This window comes from Chthonomonas calidirosea T49, from assembly GCF_000427095.1.
Taxonomy (GTDB): Bacteria; Armatimonadota; Chthonomonadetes; order Chthonomonadales; family Chthonomonadaceae; genus Chthonomonas; species Chthonomonas calidirosea.
In genome coordinates this window covers 2621876-2644786 of record NC_021487.1, presented here as the reverse complement: position 1 = coordinate 2644786, position 22911 = coordinate 2621876, and the positions used below count along the sequence as shown (strand labels likewise).

Annotated in this window: 14 protein-coding genes; 13 read left to right on the top strand and 1 reads right to left on the bottom strand. The window is 54.8% G+C overall.

What is annotated here, in order from left to right; translation table 11 throughout:
- Positions 1-34 precede the first annotated feature (34 nt).
- The 13 genes from CCALI_RS11025 to CCALI_RS10965 all read left to right on the top strand — a co-directional run bounded on the left by CCALI_RS11025 (position 35) and on the right by CCALI_RS10965 (position 21225).
- Positions 35-5089, top strand: a complete 5055-nt coding sequence (locus tag CCALI_RS11025; RefSeq protein ID WP_016483564.1) for a translocation/assembly module TamB domain-containing protein — start codon at positions 35-37, stop codon at positions 5087-5089.
- Between the two features lie 426 nt (positions 5090-5515).
- Entirely contained in the window at positions 5516-6145 is a 630-nt protein-coding gene (locus tag CCALI_RS11020) for an RNA polymerase sigma factor (RefSeq protein ID WP_016483563.1), read from the top strand.
- Between the two features lie 100 nt (positions 6146-6245).
- A complete protein-coding gene (locus CCALI_RS11015; protein ID WP_016483562.1) occupies positions 6246-8180 on the top strand; it encodes a BamA/OMP85 family outer membrane protein in 1935 nt (644 codons plus the stop codon).
- A gap of 203 nt (positions 8181-8383) precedes the next feature.
- Entirely contained in the window at positions 8384-9055 is a 672-nt protein-coding gene (locus tag CCALI_RS11010) for an OmpH/Skp family outer membrane protein (protein ID WP_016483561.1), read from the top strand.
- 42 nt (positions 9056-9097) lie between these two features.
- Positions 9098-10216, top strand: a complete 1119-nt coding sequence (locus CCALI_RS11005; protein WP_016483560.1) for a hypothetical protein — start codon at positions 9098-9100, stop codon at positions 10214-10216.
- On the top strand, positions 10213-11271 hold the full coding sequence (gene lpxD / locus CCALI_RS11000; RefSeq protein ID WP_016483559.1) for a UDP-3-O-(3-hydroxymyristoyl)glucosamine N-acyltransferase: 1059 nt from the start codon (positions 10213-10215) through the stop codon (positions 11269-11271). The genes CCALI_RS11005 and lpxD overlap by 4 nt, the downstream gene beginning before the upstream one ends.
- Positions 11261-12127, top strand: a complete 867-nt coding sequence (gene lpxC, locus CCALI_RS10995) for a UDP-3-O-acyl-N-acetylglucosamine deacetylase (RefSeq protein WP_016483558.1) — start codon at positions 11261-11263, stop codon at positions 12125-12127. The genes lpxD and lpxC overlap by 11 nt, the downstream gene beginning before the upstream one ends.
- Positions 12128-12132: 5 nt before the next feature.
- Positions 12133-12606, top strand: coding sequence for a 3-hydroxyacyl-ACP dehydratase FabZ (fabZ, locus tag CCALI_RS10990; RefSeq protein WP_044950389.1), 474 nt, complete (start codon positions 12133-12135; stop codon positions 12604-12606).
- Complete coding sequence (lpxA, locus tag CCALI_RS10985) at positions 12599-13399, top strand: acyl-ACP--UDP-N-acetylglucosamine O-acyltransferase (protein WP_016483556.1); 801 nt, start codon at positions 12599-12601, stop codon at positions 13397-13399. Before fabZ ends, lpxA begins: the two co-directional genes overlap by 8 nt.
- 35 nt (positions 13400-13434) lie before the next feature.
- Positions 13435-14814 (top strand): lipid-A-disaccharide synthase, encoded by a 1380-nt coding sequence (locus tag CCALI_RS10980; RefSeq protein WP_016483555.1) that lies wholly within the window; start codon positions 13435-13437, stop codon positions 14812-14814.
- Positions 14807-16633 (top strand): ABC transporter ATP-binding protein, encoded by a 1827-nt coding sequence (locus CCALI_RS10975; RefSeq protein ID WP_016483554.1) that lies wholly within the window; start codon positions 14807-14809, stop codon positions 16631-16633. The genes CCALI_RS10980 and CCALI_RS10975 overlap by 8 nt, the downstream gene beginning before the upstream one ends.
- Before the next feature lie 20 nt (positions 16634-16653).
- The gene (locus CCALI_RS10970; protein WP_016483553.1) at positions 16654-17394 is read left to right on the top strand and encodes a lysophospholipid acyltransferase family protein; all 741 of its coding nucleotides are present in this window, start codon (positions 16654-16656) and stop codon (positions 17392-17394) included.
- Between the two features lie 294 nt (positions 17395-17688).
- Complete coding sequence (locus CCALI_RS10965; RefSeq protein ID WP_016483552.1) at positions 17689-21225, top strand: alpha-amylase family protein; 3537 nt, start codon at positions 17689-17691, stop codon at positions 21223-21225.
- 134 nt (positions 21226-21359) lie between these two features.
- Here the strand turns inward: CCALI_RS10965 and CCALI_RS10960 are convergent, their stop codons facing one another.
- Positions 21360-22688 carry a HEAT repeat domain-containing protein gene (locus tag CCALI_RS10960; RefSeq protein WP_156415937.1) on the bottom strand — a complete coding sequence of 443 codons (1329 nt, stop codon included), beginning with the start codon at positions 22686-22688 and terminating at the stop codon, positions 21360-21362.
- Positions 22689-22911: the final 223 nt, after the last annotated feature.

Here is a 22911-nt window from a genome sequence, read left to right as displayed (position 1 = left end):
CTTGCTAAGAAAGAAACGACGGACGAGCTTGACCATGCGGTATGTACGCCGCCTCTTGAATGGGCTGCTTCTTCTGTTGCCGGCCGGCCTCGTGCTTGTGGGGGGCATCTTCGGCGTGCGCCGCTGGACTGCCTTCCTCTTGTCTGACCAAAATCTGGCTCGTATCCTCTCAAACCAGGCCACCCAAGCCCTTGGGCGCCCCGTGCGCGTGGGGCGAGTTCATTTCCAATACAGCCCCTTCCGATTAACCGCAAATCGTGTTAGTCTCTATCAGGTTTTCGTGGCCGCAAGCCCCCACACGTCCTCTGTACCTCTGGCAACCGCGGCAAAGGTAAGCCTGTCCTACGATCTCGCAACTCTCCTCTTCTCTCACGATCTCCAAACGCCCTATGTCAGACAGATTCAACTTACCGATCCTTTCCTCTTCGTAGCTCGCAATCGCTCGGGCCTATGGAACTTTAGCCAACTTCTTAAGCCCAAAAAGAAGCCGGGGCGACCGCTCACCCGTCATATCTTCATCGCTAACGGCACCCTACGCTATAGCGATAGCGCTCTGCTATCGCCGCGCACGGCCGCTGTGCACGCCATCCTCACCCATATCAATGGCACTATTGCCCTACTGCCAAACGGCACTTTTGGGCTCGACCTCAGCGGTGTTGGCCGACAAGGCCTCCAGGGCACACTTCATTCTACTCTCCTTCTCCAACCGAACCAGGTTCTCACGCTTCAGATTGATGGAAAGGGTCTCCACCTGCCTGCGATCGCCCAACAGCTTCTACCTGGCCGAATCGGCCAGGTAATGGACGGTCAGGCCGATCTCCATGCCGATCTGCTGCTAGCGCCCCATCCTCTTATGGCAGCCTGGGTCATTGGGAAACATTGGATGCAGCTTGAAGGGCATCTACATCTCTACAACACGGCTTTCCAGCCTGCCCATCTCGGTGCTCCTATCACCGGTCTGCAGGCCGACCTCACGCTGCTTCCCACGCTCTGCCAAGGCACGGTCAAAGCCCGTTTTGCCGGAAGCCCGATCGCGATGTCTGGTAGCGTGGCCAACCTTACCCAACCCTTTCAGAACCTCGTAGCCGATGTAGAGGGCGACAGCCAGAATCTCCATTTTGCTCAGCTTTGGTCTCAACTGCGATACCTACCCTGGTTCCAAACCCTCTCGCCGCAAGTGCGGTCTCTTTTACCACGGCTCAATGCCACATCTCCTTCCCTCCATTTTGCCCTGGTAGGCCCTCTCAACCATCCTGTGGCACAGCTTCAAGGCTCTCTCAACGATCTGAACTACCGAAATATCACCGCCGGCCCGCTGCAGTTGAAAGCCTTCTATGCGGATAATCGGCTTACGACCGACCTGCATGGCGCGCTCGCGCACGGCCAAATCGCGCTCCGAGTGAACGCCATCACCTCACCGAAACTCGCGCTCGTCGGTCAAGCGCACGCACAAGACCTGCGACTGCAAACGCTTGGCAGTCTCCTTCACCAACCTATGGAGGGCACCGTCAAAGCCGATGTGGCGTTTCGAATACAGAACGGCCATGAACCTCAGTTTAACACCCAAGTAGAGCTCAACAACTTCCGCTCAAAAGGGCGCCGCATCGCCCTTGCCTACCTTCGGGCGCAGGGAACCCCTCAACAAGTTTTCGTCCGAAACCTGCGCCTAGAAGACGATATGGGCATCGCTTTGGCCCACGGCCTCGTGGATATCGCTCATCAAAAACTGAATCTCCGACTGGTCGCAGATGAGGTGGATATTGGTGGACTTTGGCGTGAACTCACCCAAGCAAAACCAACAAGAGCCCCCCTTTTCACCGAAGAGAGCAGTGGTTCCACCTCATCTTCCAGCGCCCTTTTCGACCTCGCACAGCTTAAGGGAGTTGGCTACCTGAGAGCACATATTGGAGGGTCTTTCCATCAACCGCAGGTAACCGGTGTGCTGAACGCCTTTTCCATTCAAGCGGGACGTTTGGGATTCGATAGAATCAGCGCAGGGTTCCAATTAACCCCAAATTCGCTCCAGATTGTAAGGGGGCTTGCAGAGCAGTACCCCGGCGAGCTTACCCTCCGTGGAACCGTCAGCGGCCTGCAAAGCCACGACCCAGGTATCGCCCTCGTCGCTGCGGTGCGTCATGTAGATGTGGCCGATCTTCTCGAACAGCTAGGGGCTTCGAACTCTCTGCAAAAGGCCTCCATTCGCCCCGACTCCATTGTCGGCAGCCTAGAAAGCTCCGAAATAGATGTGGGCGGCACACTTCACGATCTTCATCTCCTTCACCCCGTTACGTTTAGCGTACAACACGCCTCTCTTAACGGCGTCGCTATACCGAACGCGGAGGCCACTCTCTTCTATACATCTCATCAGGGCTTTCAGCTACAAAACGCACAAATCACCGCTGCAAACGGCCAGATCGTGGCGCATGGCACGCTGACGCCCGACCATCAAATGCACCTTGTTCTCATAGGAGATAGCCTAAGTATTCCCGATCTGGCGGCGATGCTAACCGGCAAACCCTATGCCGACCTTACCGGTTCCATCGGCTTCTTCAGCCAAATACAAGGGCCGCTCAATAACCTTGAAGCTACAGCCAACCTCAACGGAGCCAACTTAGCCTATCGTGGTGATCCCCTCGGCCAAATTACAAGCCAGTGGAACTATCAGAAAGATCGCATCCAAGTAAGCCAGCTTACCTTTCTTCCCACCGATTCGGCTACCTCCTCTACGCCAAACTCAGAATCTACCGAAGCGATCACCGTTCACAATGCTACCTATGATCTCAAATCACAACAGATTTCAGGCAGCGTCGAATGGAACCAGCTTCAGCTAGCTCGATTCCTCCGCCTGCTGGGAGCCTCTCCTCTGGCGCAAACGGCCTCTGGCCAGCGTGTTCTCACCTATCTTCGAAGCTTTAATCCGCCTCTTCAAGGCAGCTTCTCGGGCACAGCTCAACTAACCGGCACCGCCGATTCGCCCGTTGCCGATATCCGCTTCCGCTTGGCCCAAATCCAGCTCGGCAACAACATCATTCCTTCTGTTGAAGGCAGTGGGCGACTTACCAAAGAGGCACTTGTCATGCCACTGCCTCAAAGCACCGCCCCCGCTCTAACCCTTAACAGCCCAGAAGCTACCCTCTTTGCGCGACAGATCAACGTGGCATTCCACGGCCCCATTCAAGGCGATCTCAGCCTCTACAATTTCGACCTTGGCCGTCTCACTGGGTGGCTCCCTACGGAATACTCAAGCCAGGAGGCAACATCGAGCAGTGCACTGCTGCAGACGCTTTCACAGTTGAAGGGGAAAGCCGATCTCTTCGTTGTCGCCTCTGGGACCACGAAAGCGCCCATTCTTGACATCTCGGCCGATGCGAAGAATGTGCTCTTGCATACCTCTTTTCGTGATTTTCGTGTAGATAGTATTGATATAAGTCATCTTCGCATTGCCGAACCCCGTGCTGTCCTCGACCCCGTCACCGTATCCATCGCTGTAGCCGGGGCAGACAGCCAACCAGAACAGTTCGAAACGGAGTTTTCCGGCTCGGTTGACTTCTCGTGGAAACCTCCTTTTCTATCCAATACGGCAGCACTTGATTTTACAGCCCGTGTTCCCCAACAGAAAATCGCCCTCCTCCGTGTCTTTGCCCCTGGCCTTGCGCTCGACACGGATGGTGTCTTCTCTCTGTCGGCCCATATCACCAACACCGTTCAATCCCCCAACGTTAACGGTGCGCTCGATATTCAAGCCGATCGTCTTCGCATTGGCTATCTCGACCCAACTTCACAGAAACCTCATTATCTGCGTACCGGCCTCCGTAACCTCGCAGGCTCACTTCTTTTCAACGGAAGCCAAATTCAAGTTTCAAACGACTTTCGCGCGGAAACAGCCCTTTTCGACTCCAAAACCGGCGCGGTCCTGCCCAATACCGTTCACCCGGTGAATCTCTTTGGGGCGCTGCCTATCACGCAACAGAGCGCAACAGGCATTACGCTGCAAGCCGGAGACATTATCTTCGACGAATCGCCCATCCCCGGTTTTCGCAGTGGCACCGTGCGAGGAGAGGCCCGCGTTCTGCTCCAACTCGCAGGCTCGCTTACAAAGCCAGAACTTCAGGGCGATGTCTATCTTAGCAACGCGCTTGCCGTTCCTCCATCGGACGTGGGGGGTACTGGCACCGGAGGGTTCGTCATTCCAATCGTCCACCGTTTCCAGATAGCCCTCCATCTTGACCGTAACGTGCAGCTATCTGCTTCGGCGCTCAGCGCCCGTGTGAGCGGAACCATTCTGGTTTCTGGGGTGCCACAGCGTGCCGCCAACATCGCCCCCCTAGAAGAACCAAGCCTTACCGGTGCCTCCTCGAATCTCGCCGTTCAACTTAACGGAACCCTCGATATTCTGGAAGGGCGTCTCAACCTGCCCACAGCGCGCTTTACCATTTTGCCGCCCGGGCGCATCACACTGAGCTACCCCACCCAAGACCCAGAACAGCCAAACGTGCCCATTCTTGGCATTGATGTCAATCTGCGCGCCCAAACTAATATGACACTCGCTGCCCCCGGTACCTTTTCCGGAGAAAAACGCTATCGGGTTATCGTGAATGCCCAAGGCCCTATCACCGGCAACGTGTTCGACCCAGTGACCCAACGTTCGCGTTTGCGCCTTTCTTTCCAAACCGATCCGCCCGACTTCGTTGGCGATCAGCAGCTGCTTGAACAGCGATTTCTTGCCGCCCTCGGCGGCCCAGTGCTTTCTCAAAATACCTTTGGTCTAAACCCAACGCAACTCTTTACCCAGCAGCTTACCAGCCTTGTGGCTGGGGCCGTTTTGCCCACTATCTTCGAACAGCCTGCTCACGTTCTCGGATTTGAGGAGCTTGCCCTCAATTACGATCCCTTTCAACGGCTAAACCTTGTCATCAGCCGCCACCTTTTCGGTCCCATCTACTTCACCTATACCCGCACCCTTGTCAACGCCCACATTCAAGAGACGTTTCGAGCAAGCTTCCGCTTTAGCCGCCGCTTCCAACTGACCTTCCAACAAGATGAGCAGGGTATTAAGTCTTTGCTTCTAGAGGGAATAAGCCAGTTCTAAGGTTTTCCCTGCAAACTTTGTTCAACTTATTCTCCTTTTAAACGCTCCACTTTACTCAAAAAAGTTACGTTACGGTGCCTCGCATCGGCTTTTGCGCTCCTATTAAGGGTTAGGAAGCGCGTTGGCGGCGCCTCTCAGCCTAGATTGCGTACAGCGTCGTTGAAACGACTGAACCATATCGCAAAAAACAGCATGATGCCTTTTAGGTGAAAACCGGCTTGCCCTGCCCGTTGAAACTGTTTTATCTGTAACATTGCGCGTTTCTTTACGTCCTACATCAAAGAAAGCTCTAACGCGTCGGTCAAACGCAGACATCGAGCAGGTGTCCGTCGCTTCTGTCTACACCTTCATAAATAGGTTACCATGTTCTATCAGACCTGCCTAAGAGGTTCTTCTGCAACCAATGTCGAAAAGGGAGGGTGTACGTTGTCGCCCTCTGGGGCCGCTGCCGCAAGCGCATCGGCCGGAGACTATGTGGTCAGCATGAACGCCCATTCATCCGATGAGGCGGAACGACGCCTCGAATTTGATGAGCTTGTCGCTCAATATGAAAAGCGGATATTTAACGTTGTTTACCGCTTTCTGGGGGACTATGAAGAGGCTGCCGATGTCACACAAGAGACCTTCATTAGCGCCTATAAACACTATGCAAACTTCCGCGGCGACTCAAAGGTTTTCACTTGGCTCTATCAGATAGCGCGCAACCTCTGCATTAATCGCCTGCGTCGCCGTGAGCGCCAACGCCATATTCGAATCGAGTCGCTCGAACAGATGACCGACCCTGACGACGATTCCTTCACCACACGTGATATTGCGGATTGGACTCATTCCCCTCAGCAAGTGCTCGAACAAAAAGAGCTGCACCAGAAAATCCTTGCCGCCATCGATTCCTTACCTATTGAGTATCGCGAGGTCATTATTCTGCGCGAATTTCAACAACTCTCTTATAACGAAATCGTGGAGGCCACCGGCCTAAGCCTTGAAAACGTAAAAACCCGCCTCTCCCGAGCGCGTGCCATGCTGCGACGTAAGCTAGAGCCCTACTATCGGTCGTAATCTAATTTGAGGCCCAAAAAGGGTAAACTCTGTTGCGACTTACGAATTCTCTACTCGTACGCGCCTCCTGGCGCGTGACCAAAGGAGTGTTCCACAGCAAATGAGCCTTCGGCCCATTGGGAAACAATTTGCCTCACATGTATCGCTTCTTCTCAGCATCCTGCTGATAACGGTATCGCATCAGGCGAAAAGTGCTCTGCTTCCCCAAGCTCCCGATTCGTTAACGGCTTCGCCACAAACTGCCCAACAAGCCCCACGCATCGCTGATATCGAGGTGCGCGGAAACCATAACCTCAACAGCGTCTTCATCATTAGCGCTAGCGGAGCTAAAGTGGGCGACCTCTTTACCCCACAACTCCAGGCCCAGATGGAACAGAACCTGCTAGATACCGGCTACTTTGGTGTGCTCGACCCAGACCCGCGCAACGGCGTGAATGTCTACGCAGAAGAGCCGAACCCGCCTAACGGCACCTGCAAGGTGATTATTGCGGTAGACGAAAACCCGATGATCACCAATATTAGCATTACCGGAACAGGTCCTATAAAACCGGAAGTCGTAGAGGCTCAACTGCAGGGGCTGAAGCCGGGCAACGTGTTCAACAGCAAACAGTTCCTCACCGACGCCAACGCTATCATAGACCTCTATCAGAAGCAGCACTACATTGCCTCGTTTAGCCAGGACGTGCCGATTGATGCCGCGGGCGTGCTTCACATCAACATCATCGTTGCGAAAGTGGCTAGCCTCGATTTCGTTGGGTTGCATAAAACTCGTAAATCCTATATTATGCACGTTATCAAAACACGCGTAGGTGGCTACTTTAACACCGATACGTTGGCCCAAGACCGGGTGGCTCTCCTTAATACTGGGCTTTTCGACGATGTACGGCCCTCCGTAACAGTGGTAGGGACAGGGCAGATCGCCATCACCCTCAACTTTACAGAAAAGCGCACAGGCGAGATCCACGCGGGAGCAGGATATAGCGACACAGCACGCTTTATTGGGTTTGTTGAACTATCCGATAACAACTTTCGAGGGTTAGGCGAACGTGTTGCTTTGCGAGGGGAGCTAGGTGGCCTCGCGGATCGGAGTAGCGTTGAGCTTGACTTCGATGAACCTTACCTCGGCGGCCGCAACACCAACCTCGATGTGCAGCTTTACGACAAAACGGTCTATCGGTTTTCCAGCGCCCTGAGCGCTGCAAGCCCCATCGCACCCATTCCAGGCACAACGGCTTCTATTACCAATAACTACTATACCGAACAGCGCGCTGGTGGCATCGTCACCGCAACCCGCCCCTTCGGGCGCTTCTACAGCGCCTCCCTATCTCTTCGTGCCGAAAACGTAACTACCGACTTGCTGAACTTACCCCCCCAAGACCTCAGCATCATTCAAAACGGCCCCATCGTGTCCGTCACGGGCTTCATCAGCCACGACACACGCGACCTCTATCTCGATCCCTCAAAAGGCGGTGTGCAACAGATCGGCCTCGAGATCGGCCATGCCGACCTCAGCACGCCTCGCACTATCTTCGGCATTCCCGTTACCGGCACCATCACGGGCAGCACCAACTTCCTTCGCACGAGCCTCGAAGCACGCCAGTACTTCAGCCTCAGCGGCCAACGACCGCTCAACGACCCCACGAAACCCGAAACCGTGTTGGCTCTGCGCGCGCTCGTTGGGGCTTCTACCGGGACGCTACCCTTCTTCGAACAGTTCTTCATGGGCGGAGCCGACACCCTGCGCGGTTATCGTGACGACCGGTTTTGGGGCAAGTACGAGTTCCTTACCTCTATTGAATTGCGGCAACCTCTTGCGCCCAAGTTCACTGGCGTCCTTTTTATGGATATCGGTGATGCCTGGGGCGGGCCCTACAGCAACGTGAATATTAACGGATTTTCACAGCGAGGTTTTCACCCTTACATTGGGGTAGGGCCGGGCCTGCGCATTGTGACCCCCTTAGGGCTCATCCGCCTCGACTATGGCATCGGAAGTGAGGGAGGCCGCATTCACTTCAGCTTCGGCTCTACCTTTTAAATCTCATAGAGGAGCTTATCACTGGAGATTCCGTAATAGTAAATGATGCACCAAAAACCGGCGAGTACGAAAAACCTTCCGGTTCCAGCTATAATGATAAGATCTTCTTACTTGCTTGGAATTTGAAGCAAGAAACAACATCTGTTGCACGCAGGAAAGTGTTTAAACATAAAAATCCATACTTCCTAACGAGGAGAAGAACTATGCGTTCACACGATAACCGATCCATGCTGTACTGGATTGTACTAGCTGCGATTGTCTGGGGCATCGTGGCCTCCCTTTCCCACGCCCTCGCCGATGCCAAAAGTGCCCCTGGCGATATCCGATTCGCCTCCGTGGATATGAACCGCATCCAAACGGAGTATAAGTTGGTACAGCAGTATCGTGACCAGATGCAGGCGGAAACGAATCAGCAACAACAGCTGCTGCAGGTGATGACGGACAACCCCTTCCTCTCTGAACAAGACCAAAAAACGCTTGCCACGCTTCTGCAAAAAGCCAACACACCGGCCGGACTTACCCCAGCCGAAAAGCAGCAGGAACAACAGTTACTAGATCAGAGTAAAAAAGCCAATGACGACTATCAACGCCTATCCCAAGCTCAAAATCTAAGCCCCCAAGATAAACAGACTCTTGATAACTACCTTAACCTCGAAAAGGCGACCGAGGCGCGCATTAATCTGTTGAAACAGCAGTTCCAACAGGATATGCAGAATAAGCTCGATGCAGCCATGGCGCAGCTCACCAAGAACATTCGTGACGCCATCGCAACCGTTGCCAAGGATAAGGGCTATGCGCTTGTGCTCGACAACTCCGTGGCACCCTACGCACAGGCCGACTGCACCGACGATGTGCTAAAAATCCTGAATAAATAGCGCCTCTTTTCACAGATGGGCGACGTGGAGGTGTTGTGGTAGGTGGCCTTTACCGAAAAGCAGTGGGCTTTTGCTATCGCTTTGTTGCTTTCTTGCGCTTTGGGAGAGGGATGCGCCCCCAAATCCCCCTCTGCGAAACTCTGTTTCGTGAGGATGCAGGCCCTTCTCCCTTATAGCCCTCCGCTTTTTGCAACGGCATCATCCGCTTCTCCCCCCTCGGCTATTGCGGCGCCTGCTGCGACACCGGTGGCCTTCCCAACCCCCCCACCTCCATTCGTCTTCCCCCCTCCTATAGGTGCTACGCTAGCTGCAGCGCGACGACAGCAGCTTAGCGCCGATGCTGCACGTTACCTGCAGCGCTTCACCGAGTCGCTTCAAGATGCCGCCCAACTCGACTTCAATCGCTATAAAAAAGAGCAACAAACCGCAGCCCAACAGCAACTCCAACAGGCTGCCGATACCATTCGCGCCCAAAGCATGAGCGCACTGCAAAGCCAACTCGCCCAACTGAACCGACAGGAGATGTTGCTTCAATTTCGCGAAATAGCCGTGCAAACTCAGGTACGTGCTACCGCTGGCATCTTTGCAAACAGTCAGGCCCACCTCGATGCTCTCTCTCAGCAACGGCTTATTGCCCAACAGATCGCCCAAGTAGAGGCCGGTCGTAAACAGCTTGTTGAACAGGCCGATCAGCAGATCGCCCAAGCTATCTCCCAAACACGCCAACAGATCGAGGCCGATCTGCAAAACCACCTGCAGGCCTATCGTAAACAGCAAGCTGCGGAAATAGCACGTCGAGCCATGCAGGCGGCAGAAAACCAGCAAGCTCTCCTTCAAGAGGTCAACCTTGTGCTTCCTCCTATCCCATCAACGCCCCCACCTGGCGTCTCGCTACCGGTGACGCTGTCCCCCCCTTCTCGTGTAGCGCTCCCAACAGCACAACAAGCCGTCCAAAGGGCAACCCTCAACGCCTCCATACAGGCCGCTCAGATAGGGGCTGAGCTCGCTAAAATTCGTCTCCAAGCTCTCCGCCAGGAGGTGCTCGCCATTTTGCAACAGCAGGGCTGGCACCTTGTGCCACAAGGCACCCCCGGAGCTTTCGATGCTACCGACTTTGTAAAAACGCAACTCCAACAGGAAAGAGAGCGTAGCCTACCATGAGCTGTGTTTTGTCGCTTTCACTGCAACAAATTGCCAAGCTACTGAACGGCTCCCTGCAAAATGCCCCAGAGGATACTTTCATTACCGGCGTTGCCGATATTGAAGATGCCGAACCCGGAGACCTGGTTTTCGCCGAAAATGCCACCTTTCTTCGCAAGGCCCTTCGTTCTCCGGCCACAGCCGTTCTCACCACGCCCGCTTTAGCGGCGCAGATAGACGATACGAAACCCCTCATTCTAGTCGAAAACCCACGGCTTGGGTTCCTCAAAATTCTCGAGTCCTTTGCCACCCCCCCACCATTCGAAACCGGTATCCATCCCACCGCCATTCTAGGTGAAGAAGTGGTTCTCGGGAAAGAGGTCTCCATCGGCCCCTATACAACGATCGGGCCGCGAACCCGCATTGGCGAAAGAGTACGTATCGGGGCAGGAGTTCATATTGGGGCCGACTGCTTCGTCGGAGATGACTGTCTTATCTATCCCAATGTGGTGCTCTATCCCAACGTTAAAATAGGGCATCGCTGCATTCTGCATGCAGGTTGTGTTCTTGGCTCGGACGGCTTTGGTTATGTGCCCACACCAACAGGCCTCCGTAAGATGCCCCATCTCGGCATCGTGGAGATAGGCAACGACGTGGAGATCGGCGCGAACACCTGCATCGATCGAGCGCGAACAACGGCCACACGTGTTGGGGATGGCACAAAAATTGACAATCTTGTGCATATAGGGCATAATGTTCAGATAGGGCGTTCCTGCCTTATTGTGGCGCAAGTGGGCATTGCCGGTAGCGTGAAGATAGGCGATGGCGTTATTCTTGCAGGGCAAGCAGGTATTGCCGATCACCTTACCATCGGCTCTAAAGCGCGAGTGGGCGCACAGGCCGGTGTCATCGGAGATGTGGCTGAGGGAGAGACCGTGTCGGGCTACCCGGCGCGCTCTCACTGGACAAAGATGCGCGAGTACGCCGCCATCTCCGAACTGCCCAACACCCTAAAGCGCCTCCGCAGCCTAGAACAAAAGATCTCCGAGCTAGAAGCGAAACTGAATGACAGTTAATTCTCGCTCCCAACATACCTTAGCCAGCGCTATCTCTGTGCGTGGAACAGGCATCCACACCGGTGCCTCTGCCACCGTACATCTACGGCCGGCTCCTACAAACTTCGGCCGTATCTTTTGGATAAAGGGGCAGACCGTTCCCGCAACGGCTGAGTATGTAGTGGAGACCCAACGCTGTACCACGCTCGGCAACGCCCAAATTCGTATCAGCACCGTGGAGCATCTGCTCTCTGCCCTGTTTGCCTTAGAAGTGGACAACGTCCTCATTGAGGTGGAAGGCCCTGAGCTGCCCATCCTAGATGGTAGCGCATGGCCTTGGGTCGAGGCAATTATGGAGGCCGGAATTATCTCGCAAGAAGAGCCGGTACCGATCTTTTATCTCCAGGAGCCGTTGTCCGTGGCCATGGGGAAAAGCGTGGCAGAGTGCACTCCGGCCCCAGTTCTCCACCTATGCGTGAAGTTCGTTTCGGAGGATTGGCCGGAGGGTACAGCTAGCGCCGAGCTACAGTTGGGTTCACAGAGTATCGCGCTCTATAAAGATCGCATCGCCCCAGCTCGCACGTTTGCCCTTCGCAAAGAGGTCGAGGCGCTGTTGGCAGCAGGGCTTGCTCGTGGAGGGACCCTTGAAAACGCCCTTCTCATTGACCCACCCCATTGCTTCTCCTCCCCCTTGCGGGTAGAGTATGAGTGGGTCGCTCATAAACTGCTCGATCTTATTGGTGATCTCGCCCTGGTTGGCGCCTGCTTCAACGCGCATGTAGAGGTGTACCGTCCAGGGCATACCATCAACACAAAATTGGCGCAGGCGATCTATCGAACCATTCAAGCGCCTCACAAAGGAGATATAACTGCATGAATCATGTGCTGGACATAGAAGCGATACGTCAGTTGCTCCCGCACAGATACCCTATGCTTCTGGTGGACAAAATCATCGAGTGGCAACCCGGCGAACGGGTCGTGGGGTTAAAAAACGTCACGATCAACGAGTCCTTCTTTAACGGGCACTTCCCCGAAAAGGCGGTGATGCCTGGGGTTCTTATCCTCGAATCGATGGCGCAAGTGGCCTGTCTCATTATGCTGCTTGCTCCAGAACACCGTCATAAGTTGCCCTACCTTGGTGGTATAGACCGCTGCCGACTTCGGCGCCCCGTCGTTCCGGGTGATACGTTGATTATTGAAGCAACGTTATTAAGAGTACATGGGGATGCGGGCAAAGTGCAGATGATCGCTCGTGTGGACGGGCAGGAAGTGGCTAGCTGCGAAATGCTCTTTAAGCTCGTGGAAAACAGATCCACCCCGGTCACAGTGGAGGCAGGAGATAACAACAGTGTCTAAACGGTGGCATCCTACAGCCATCATTGACCCCCGGGCCGAAATAGAGCCCGATGTAGAGATCGGGCCTTACTGCATCATCGGTAAGAACTGCTTTATCGGTGCCGGGACGGTGCTGCATGGCCACGTGCAGATATTTGAAAACACACGCATCGGTCGAAACTGTCAGATCTATAGCGGTGCTATGTTGGGTGGTCCTCCACAAGACTACAAGTTTAAAGGGGAGGTAAGCTATCTCGAAATCGGCGACAACAACATCGTGCGAGAGTACGTCACCATCCACCGCGCCACCGGAGAAGGTGAGTACACTCGCATCGGCAATAACAACATGATCATGGCCTATGCTCACATAGGCCATAACTGTATCATTGGTAACCACGTTACTATCTCATCCTATGTGGGCATTAGCGGCCACGTCACCGTGGAGGACTACGCCAACTTCGGTGGCATCTGCGGCGTCCATCAAAACTGTACCATTGGAACCCTGGTGATGATCGGCGGCATGTCAGGCGTTACCCAAGATATCCCCCCCTACATGCTGGCCACAGGGCGGCCGGCGCGCGTCTACGACATCAACATTCGCGGACTACGACGCGCCAACGTGCCCGCAAAGATTCGTAGTGACCTGCGGCAGGCCTATAAACTGCTGTATCGCTCTAACCTCAACGTCTCCCAAGCGCTGGAAGCGATCGAAGAGGAGATTGACCCCAGCCCCGAACTCAATCACCTTATCGCTTTCATCCAAAGAACACGCGAAGGGTTTAACGGACGGGCCAATAACCCTCCTCCGCTTTAACCTAAGTGGCTTTGATCTAGCAGGAACTGCACTCTATGGAGATCGCCATCTTAACCGGAGAGCCATCCGGTGATTTGGCCGGCGCAAGTCTGGCACGGGCTCTTCGAGAGCTAGACCCTGAAGTAAAACTTTGGGGGCTTGGCTCTCGCACCATGGCCGAGGCTGGCGTAGAGCTTTTGGCCGATAGCGCCTCGTGGAGCGCTATTGGTATAGTGGCTTCACTGCCCAAAATTCCCCTGCTAGCGCTTAAGATCGCGCCCAAGCTTCGCAAAACGCTTGCCCATCGCCGCCCCGAAATCGTCGTCTTCATTGACTTCGGCGCCTTCAATGTTCGCATGGCGCGTTACTGTCAGCAGATCGGCCTTAAAACCCTCTACTATATCCCTCCCGGATGCTGGCGACGCGCCACAGCCCTACGCGAAGACATAGCCCATCTTGTACACGGCATCGCCCTGCCCTTTCCCTGGGGGCAAGAACGCTATCGCCAGGGAAAAGCCCGCGTCTTCTATGTAGGCCATCCCCTGCTCGACCGCGTGTCCCCCAGTACGACACGTGACGCATTCGCCAAATCCCTCGGTCTCGACCCTCACGCCCCCCTTATCGGTCTACTACCAGGTAGCCGTCTGCATGAGGTGAATAACCTTTTGCCAACCCTTCTCGAAGCAATCCCTCTTATCGCTCGAGAGGTGCCAAAAGCGCAATTCGCCGTGGCCGTAGCTCCCACTCTCTCATTGGAGTATGTCCAAAACCTTATCCGAAAGCACCCTATAGCCCATCATTACACTGCAGAACGAAGACCCGATAACGTTCAAGAACGGGCCCATCGCTCGAAAAGTTTGCCAAACGCGCTGCCCCAACCGGCACTCGCAACTCAGGGCGGGGCTCTGATCGGCTCACCGAAACTCTCCCAAAAAGAGTGGCGCCCCCAAGTGGCCATGCCCGCCTCCCCTCCTCTCGTACTAACCCAAGGGTCTACCTATGACCTCATGGCGCACGCCGATCTGCTGCTGGTCTGCTCTGGTACGGCCACCCTAGAGGCCGCCGTTCTGCAAACACCTATGATAGTGCTCTACAGGGTTTCGAAGTGGATGGAGCTAGAGTACCGCTTGCGACGTATGGATAAAAAGGTGCAGGAAATAAAATACATTGCCCTGCCGAATATTCTGGCCGATCGTTCCATCGTGCCCGAGCTGATACAGCAACAGGCAACGCCTCAAACGATTGCGGAGCGAGCTGTGAACCTACTTACCGATCTTTGTGCACGAAAGCAGATGCGACAAGCCCTTTTGGATGTACGAAATCTTTTAGGTGAACCTGGAGCGAGCGCCAGAACGGCGCGCATTGCCCTAGCTCTCGCTTGCAACATAAACGACGCTCTCCCAAGTGAGGATACGGAGATAGGCTTCCATGCGTAAAGAAGATACACAACGTCGTCTTCTTGCCTATCTAAAGCCTCATCGCTGGGTTTTGGCCGTCGGCCTCTTTTGCGCTGCCCTTACCTCCGCTATTGATGCAAGCCTGGCTAAGTTCATCAAAAGCGTGGTCGACTCGATGCTCGATGGACGTGTAGGGCACCTCAATTTCATGTGCGCTGCCGTCGTCGTGGTTTTCATTATCAAGGGCATTTTCTCTTTTGGACAAAACTACTTTCTCTCGCTTACGGCCAATAGCGTGGTCTCTCGCTTAAGAGAGGAGATATTTGCCCATCTCCATACCCTATCCCTTTCGTTTTTCAATCGTCGCCGCACCGGAGCTATTATGTCGGTGCTCACCAACGATGTGCAGGCCATCCAGAACGCGGCCATGAGCTTGCGTCAAATGATCTCCGATCCACTCACCATTCTGGTGAGCCTGGCGCTTCTCTTCTATATGAACTGGCGGCTTAGCCTCATCGCCATCTTTTTTCTCCCCTTTATGGCCCTCACCATCTCACGCATCGGCAAACGCATCCGTAAAATCTCGCATACCGTGCAGAGCATGTTGGCCGAAGTCACCAACATCATTGAGGAGACGGTCGCCGGAGTAAGAGTGGTCAAAACCTTTGCAGCCGAGCATCATGAAATTTCGCGATTCCGCACCGAGAACCAGCAGACGCTCAAGGCGGTTATGCGCGGGGTGCGCCGCAGCGCTCAACTACGCCCCCTCATCGAGTTCATCGGAGCCTTCGGCATCGCCCTTGTGATGTATGTGGGCGGAAATATGGTGGCCCATACGGTGCATACACAGCATCTCATGGTGGAACAGTTTAACCGACTCCATCCGGGGATGCCGGTGCCGGATGCCGTGCGCAACTATGTCGAGCCAGGGGGACTTACGGCCGGAGCCTTGATCGCTTTTCTGTTCCTGTTGGACAATGTGGCTCGCGCGGTGGGCAGTCTCGGTAGCTTCGTCTCCATGCGCTCACAGGCGCTCGCTGCTGCCTCTCGTATCTTCGAGGAAGTGCTTGATGTTGAGCCGGAAGTGAAGGAACTGCCCAACGCCGTTGAACTGCCCTCTATTGAAGGCCACATTCGGTTTGAAAACGTCTCCTTCCGCTATAGCCCCGACTCGCCGCTGGTGCTGCGCAATATTGACTTCGAGGTGCGCCCCGGCGAAGTGGTCGCCATTGTAGGACGGAGCGGTGCAGGTAAATCCACTCTTGTAGACCTCATTCCCCGCTTCTACGATCCCACGGCAGGCCGCGTGCTGATTGATGGCATTGATGTGCGCACCGTTAAGCTTCAGTCGTTGCGCCGACAGATCGGGGTGGTTCCTCAGGAGACATGGCTGTTTGCAGGAACCCTGCGCGACAATATCGCCTACGGACGCCGCGATGCCACGGATGAGGAGATTATGGAGGCAGCCCGTGCTGCCAATGCCTCCTTCATTGAAGGCATGGAACATGGCCTCGATACGATTGTGGGTGACCGCGGGATTCGCCTCTCAGGCGGCGAAAAGCAGCGGATCGCCATTGCACGTGCCATTCTTATGAATCCACGCATTCTTATTCTCGATGAGGCCACTTCATCGCTCGATGCCTCCTCCGAAGCCCTCGTTCAAGAGGCCCTCGAACATCTTATGCGGGGCCGTACAACCCTCGTCATCGCCCATCGCCTCTCGACCATCATTAATGCCGACCGCATTCTCGCTATGCAAGACGGCTGTATCGTGGAGATGGGATCGCACCAAGAGCTTATGGACGCTGGCGGCTATTATGCGCGCCTCTACGAAACCCAACTGAAAGGCTTTGAATAGCCATATTGTAAGCGGCTCTTATGGACACCCTTACGCAACCAAGCCCAGAAACCTCCACGAATCGCTCGTCCCGGTATCAGCAGGTGAGGGAACTTAAGTACCGCGTTCTATCATGGCTGATATGGTTGCTCGCCCGCGCCATCTACAAAACCCTGCGAGTGCAAACGGAGAATATGCAGAGCCTTGTTCCCTCGCCAAATAAAGGGGCTATTTTGGTGACCTGGCACGGTCGTACCTTTATCGCAGCCAATATTCTCCGCAACCGCGGCTATTGGGCGCTTATCTCCCTATCTCGCGATGGTGAATTGCAAAACCGAATATTTCGCAGATTCGGCTTCCAAACCGTGCGTGGCTCTACCGGACGTGGCGGCGTGCGCGGTGCCCTCGAAATGGCACGTAAAGTGCAAAAAGGCGAGGTGCTCGCCTTTACGCCCGACGGGCCTCGCGGCCCCACCCATAAGGTGCAGCCTGGCGTTATTCTCATGGCGGAGAAATCCGGCGCGCCTATCGTGCCGGTAGGTATCTCTGCCTCACGACGTATTCTCATCCGTAGCTGGGACTCCTATCTAATTCCCCTCCCGTTTGCTCGCGCCTTTTTCCTTGTGGGCGACCCGATCTATGTCCCACCCAACCTTGATGAAAACGGCCGTCTCGCTTATGCCGCCCAGTTGGAACGTGCCCTTAATCGTATGGAGCGTGAAGCCGAACGCCGCGCTGGATATCCTAATTACCCATCGGAGTGGGCAACCGACGAGAGCTAAGCCACCTTACACGACAGGCCACCGCTATCAACCCATTGCCGCTGCAGCCTAACTGTAGCTAGAAACTGTAAGGCTATTTATACTAATACAAGTTAGTTGCTGTAGAGCCTTCCCATCTCTTCTCGCGAAACAGCTCTTTTGCCGAAAGACAACCACCATCTGTTGTCAGGCTAGTGGTCTGCTTTCCATAAAGGACAATCACTTCCGGTAAAATTGCATATTGACATCGGGGAACAACTTTGATACAATAGAATCGGAGTTGTGAATACGAATTCTCACCTGGGAGATGCAACGATGCCTAGATCTCAACAACCTAAAGCGCGAGGCCTGCTCGTTCTTAGTACAACACTGGCACTCCTGCTCTTCGCCCTCTCCATCACCAATGCTGCCATCGTGCAGTGGGTCGGCAACACTGCACTTTTTCTCACCGGCGTTCCAGGCGGTCTTCCTACACAGGGTGCCTTTGTAGAGCCCACACAAACCGTTACCGTCGTTACCCAAACCTATCCCATCGCTTTTGGTCAAAGCGTCTATGCGGAGGTTACAACCGACAACTTCGCTCATGTTACAGCCTACCCGTTCTCCTTCGACTACAACGACAGCAGTAATACCCACTGGTTCCTTGTGCTGCCTCAATTCCCACCTAACACCAATGTGCAATTCTATATTAAGGCCGTTGGCACCGACGGCTCCGTGGCCTACGACAACAACAACTTCCAAAACTTCGGCTTCTACGTGCGCCACATGCCGCCCCCGCTGTCCTCACCTATCCTGGAGTGGTTCGATACGCCCTATAACATCATTTTGCAACGCCTACCCGAGGTCGTTAACGCAGGCTATGGCGCCCTGTGGCTGCCGCCCGGTGAAAAAGCTGGTGGAGGTGGACTTTCGGTTGGCTATAACCCCTTCGACCGTTTCGACTTCGGCGATCGGTTTCAGTCCGGCTCGCTCGATACGAACTATGGAACCGCACAAGACCTCTTTCAACTCATCCAGCTAGCCCATCGCCTTGGCCTCAGCGTCTATGAAGACACCGTGCTCAACCATAACGATAATCGCGCCTCCACCCCCATTAACCAGTACCCCGATATGATCCCAGAGGACTTCCATATCTTCTCCTCCTCAAATACCAACAACAACGGGGTTGATTTCAACAATACGCCGCCGTTCGCCCATCAAACCCTCGATTTCGACCTTCTCGGCATGGCCGATATCGCGCAAGAGGATGGCAACGACGCGGAAACCGGCCCCTTTAATCTGCCCTCCTATGCCACCTTCAACGCCTATGGTAAACCGACCTTCGTTCGGCAACCTCTCGACCCCTTCCTCTACCCTAACAGGCAGCCGGTGGCGGAAGATGTGCGACAGTACCTCAAGCGATGGGGGTGGTGGCTCACAACCTTCTTCGGTTTCGACGGCTTCCGCCTCGATGCTGTTCGCTACATTCCACCCGCCTTCTTCCAACCCATCTCTAACTACCAGCCCGGCCCCATCGTCTCCGGTCAGGGCTGGCTCTCCTATCTGTATGGGCTTAACCCCAATCTCTACGTTTTTGGCGAGGACTTCCCAAATGTCAACCCCAACTACGAGCTACGAGAGTATGGCAAGGTTGGAATGAACCTGTTGGACTTCCCGCTTAAAGACAATCTCGATAGTGTGTTTAACTCCAGTGGTTTAGGGAACATAGGTGCCACTCTTGGCAACACACTTGGCACCGATAGCGCTACCGGCCTCGCTTTCTCTTTCGGAGGACTAGAGCCAAGCCTTGGTGTCAGCTTCGTGCAAAGCGCCGATCAAGGCCCTCCAGCTGCCAGTAATCAGGCCTATACCTTCACGCTCACCGGGCCAGAACGACCCGTTGTCTATTACGACGGCAATAACCAAAAGCCTAACGACTATACCGACTTCCCGCGCGCCGGCCGATTCGACGCTGTAGGCACAGGCGACAACCTTCTTCTAACCCTCCTCGATGCGCATGACCGTTATGCGCGGGGTAATATGGTGATCCGCTATAGCAGCTCTAACCTTCTTATCTATGAGCGTCAGGTCAATGGACAGTCGCTGCTGCTTGCCGGCATTAACATCCGCGATGATGGGGTTGCGCTTACCCAAACGGTGCAGACCGCCTTTCCTGCCGGGGCTATCCTCACCGATCTCACCGGCCAAGAGCCTCCGGTAACCGTTCAGTCCAACGGCAGCGTCACCATCACCATCCCTGCCAACGGCACTACAGGTTACGCTAATGGCACCGGCTATGTTCTCTACGTTCAACAAGCCCCACAACCATTGCCAAACACACCCCCCATTCAACTGTTGGACGCCGAAACCTCGCCTGAACAGACCATCGGCTTTCAGACCCATCTTGACCCCACCGGGCAGTATGCTCAAGGACAGAATCTCACCTACTCCTTTGCCACGGTCAGCACCGACCTCATGGATGTGAAGGTTACCACCGATGCCATGGGCAACTCTGCCGTGCTCCAGCTCGACAACGGCCTACCGGTGGCGGGACAGAAGCCGCTTTCCAACACGCCGGAGGGATTGGCGGATGGCTATGTGCCCATGACAAAACTGCAGAACGGACAGTTTGTGTTGCGTGGGATCGATCTCACCCTCCTGTCCAACGGTCTGCATGTGATCCGAGTTCGGGTTTTTGCCAATACAGGCAATCGGCCTGGCGTCTTCAACCAGTTTACGGCCTTTTTCGTGCTCAACAGGCCTATCTTTGGCCCTCCTCCCACCGGAAACCTCTCGAACTATCCGCCGGCGCTGGTCTATCAAACCCAAACACCCACCTCGAACTCCAACCGACTTGATGGTCTTTTTGTTAAGAACGACGATCACAATCTCTATATTGGCTTGGCAGGTAGCGTAGATCCATCAGAGAACTTCACCAACGGTGTGGCGCTCTACCTTGATACCCACACAGGGCTAGGCGTCAACAACCTTGCTACACTTCATGACGATACAGGCCCCGCTGGTCGCCTGCTCTCCAACGCCCCTATCACGCTGCCTCCTGGCTTCAAAGCGAATTTTGGCGTGGGGGTGTTACGTCTCAACAATCTCTTCTCTTCCCCAGAGGCGCCTTTTGCCAGTCAGCCTACACGCCCAACACCGGTAGGCGCTGCAGCAGGCCTCTACTACATTGACGTGTTCCATGCGAATCAGCTCGTTCCTATGCCTTCCGAGATCGCTTGGCAGCCGCGCCCCGGCCCCTTCTCCAATCCTGTAACAGGCCTCGAGGTGGCCATTCCGCTTACCGTGCTCTTTCCAAAAGGAATGACCACTACCACCACTATCGGCATGGTCGCGTGCCTGCGAACGACGGGGGAATCGGGCACCATCTTCTTGTCTACCGATGCCCGTCGAGGCACTCTAGGCAGTCGGCCTACGCCGGTTCCCTACTTAACCAATCAGTTCCTTCCACCGCTGCCGGGCAACAACGTGCCCGACCCAGGCACGTCAAGCGTTACCCTCCAAAACGCGGTTACCTATACCTTCCAGTTTGCTCAAACGGTGGCCTCTTCCAGTTACACCCTTGCCCTCTCAGCGCCGACCTTCGATTCAAACCGCAAACTCTATATTCAAAATGGAACGCTTACGGCGCTAACCAACCTCAACGGACCAGTCCATCTCCTGGTTAAGCTGCCTCAGGGGGTCTCCCTTCAGAATGCGACGGGCTATAGCATGCTCCAATTCGGCACGCCCACCTTGCTGATATCCGAAAACGATGTTCCGCAAGGAACAAAACTTTCGTTCGTGTTGCGTTACCGTGCCTCGCAACCCGTCACCCCACAGATCACCGTAAAAAGCGGGCAAGGCGCTCTTTAAGTTCTCTTCCATCCCAGCGCAAACCTTAACGCTTTAAGGAGGCATCTATTTGATGCCTCCTTTTTCCTTCATGAAGTTCAAGAGAAACTCTGCGAAGCCGGTTCTATCTTCCAAAAGTCTAGCAAGCCCCCACTTCAAAAACGAACTGGGCTAAGTGGCAAAGGTGTATCAAACGGAAAAACCAACAGGGCGCTCACCATAGAGCGATTGATGCCCCCAAAATCGTGGGTTACATCTCGGGTGCGGCGCCGTGCTTCCACAAGCGCCCTTCCTGAATAGGTACCATCTCCCGGATCGAAGGTCACCCCCCAGCGCTTTAGGGCTAACGCCACGGCCTCTCGCACGGGAAACCGCAGCTGCTCTAGCCCTCGCACACCCGTGGGAATGACGTAGCAAGCAGGGTCGCGCTCCAACTTTACTATGGACGCACGGTTCTCTTCCCCACCAATTAACCCCAGTGCCAGGACGCCAGCAGCGCGCAGACGGTAGTTTCCATCATGGATAGCCCGCAAAGCCATATCCTCAATCTGCGCGCGTTGATCGGCCGATAAACCGGTTACCGTAGGTGTAAAGGGTAGAGCCTCTCCAAAGGGGTTCTCTTGCATGTTGGAGTTCGGTTGGTAGGCGAGCGCCGCTAAGCCGATAAGCGCCCGCGCCCGTAAGTAGACATCCCCGCTCTGTGACATCGCCATAAACACTGGCAGTAACTCTGGACGCGGACGCATCGCTAACAGATCGGCCGCCACGTAGCTGTAGGCCGGTAAGCCGGTTAGCCGTGCCGGTGCTTGTAAGATCCCCAACGCTACGCGCTCGATACTGACACCCTGCTGCTCTAAGTAGGTCAATACCTCATGGTCTACCTGTGAGTTTTCGGCAGAGGGTTGAAACAGCAGAGAAAGTCCAAAAACAACAGCCTCCTTCGTCAAATGGGCTGCACGTGCGGCCTCGAAGGCGCCGCGACGTATTTTCCAGTCAGTCTCCTCTAGGATCGCGTCGCCTCCACGCCCCATTCGTTCCGCCTGATAGGCCGATGCCAACACCGGAAAAGCCCGCTCCGGACGATCTAGCTGCAAAAAGCTCTCGCCCACGGCAAGCTTCAGATCGGGATTGCAGGTGATAGCGCGAAAGGAGAAATCTCTTGTCGCTAGATCGACCACGTGTCCCCAATCCTGGGAGGCGTAACTGGCCTCTATCTCCGCGAACCGCTGGCCCACCTGCTTGTTCTTCTTGTCGAGCAGATCCTTTCTATCGCAGCGAGCCCACCCCATCCAAAAGAGGTGCGCACGGCCCCAAAATGGCTCCCAAGAAATCCCCGTTGCGGCAAGCGCATAAAGGGTATCACGAGATAAGGGCTCTCCATGCCACTCCATCGCCTCTGCCGCATGCGCTATCTCCTCATGGAAAAGCGACTCAACAATATCCTTCGCCCACCCACAACGCGAAGCCCCCAAAAATAAACCCATCAAACCAAACAACCAATAAACTGTGCAAATTGAAAGTTTTCTCCGTGGCTTCCACCGCATAGAATTTTCCTTTTTTCTTCTGAAACCGCGCTTGACTTTGAGTGGTGAATGCATTCTACCCCATAGCGCTTTCCCTTTTCTGAAACGTCCCCTTCTTGCGGCTGTGACCCCTCGAACGCTCCAATTCAGAAACGTTGCAGGAGTTTCTAACGTCTATGCAGAA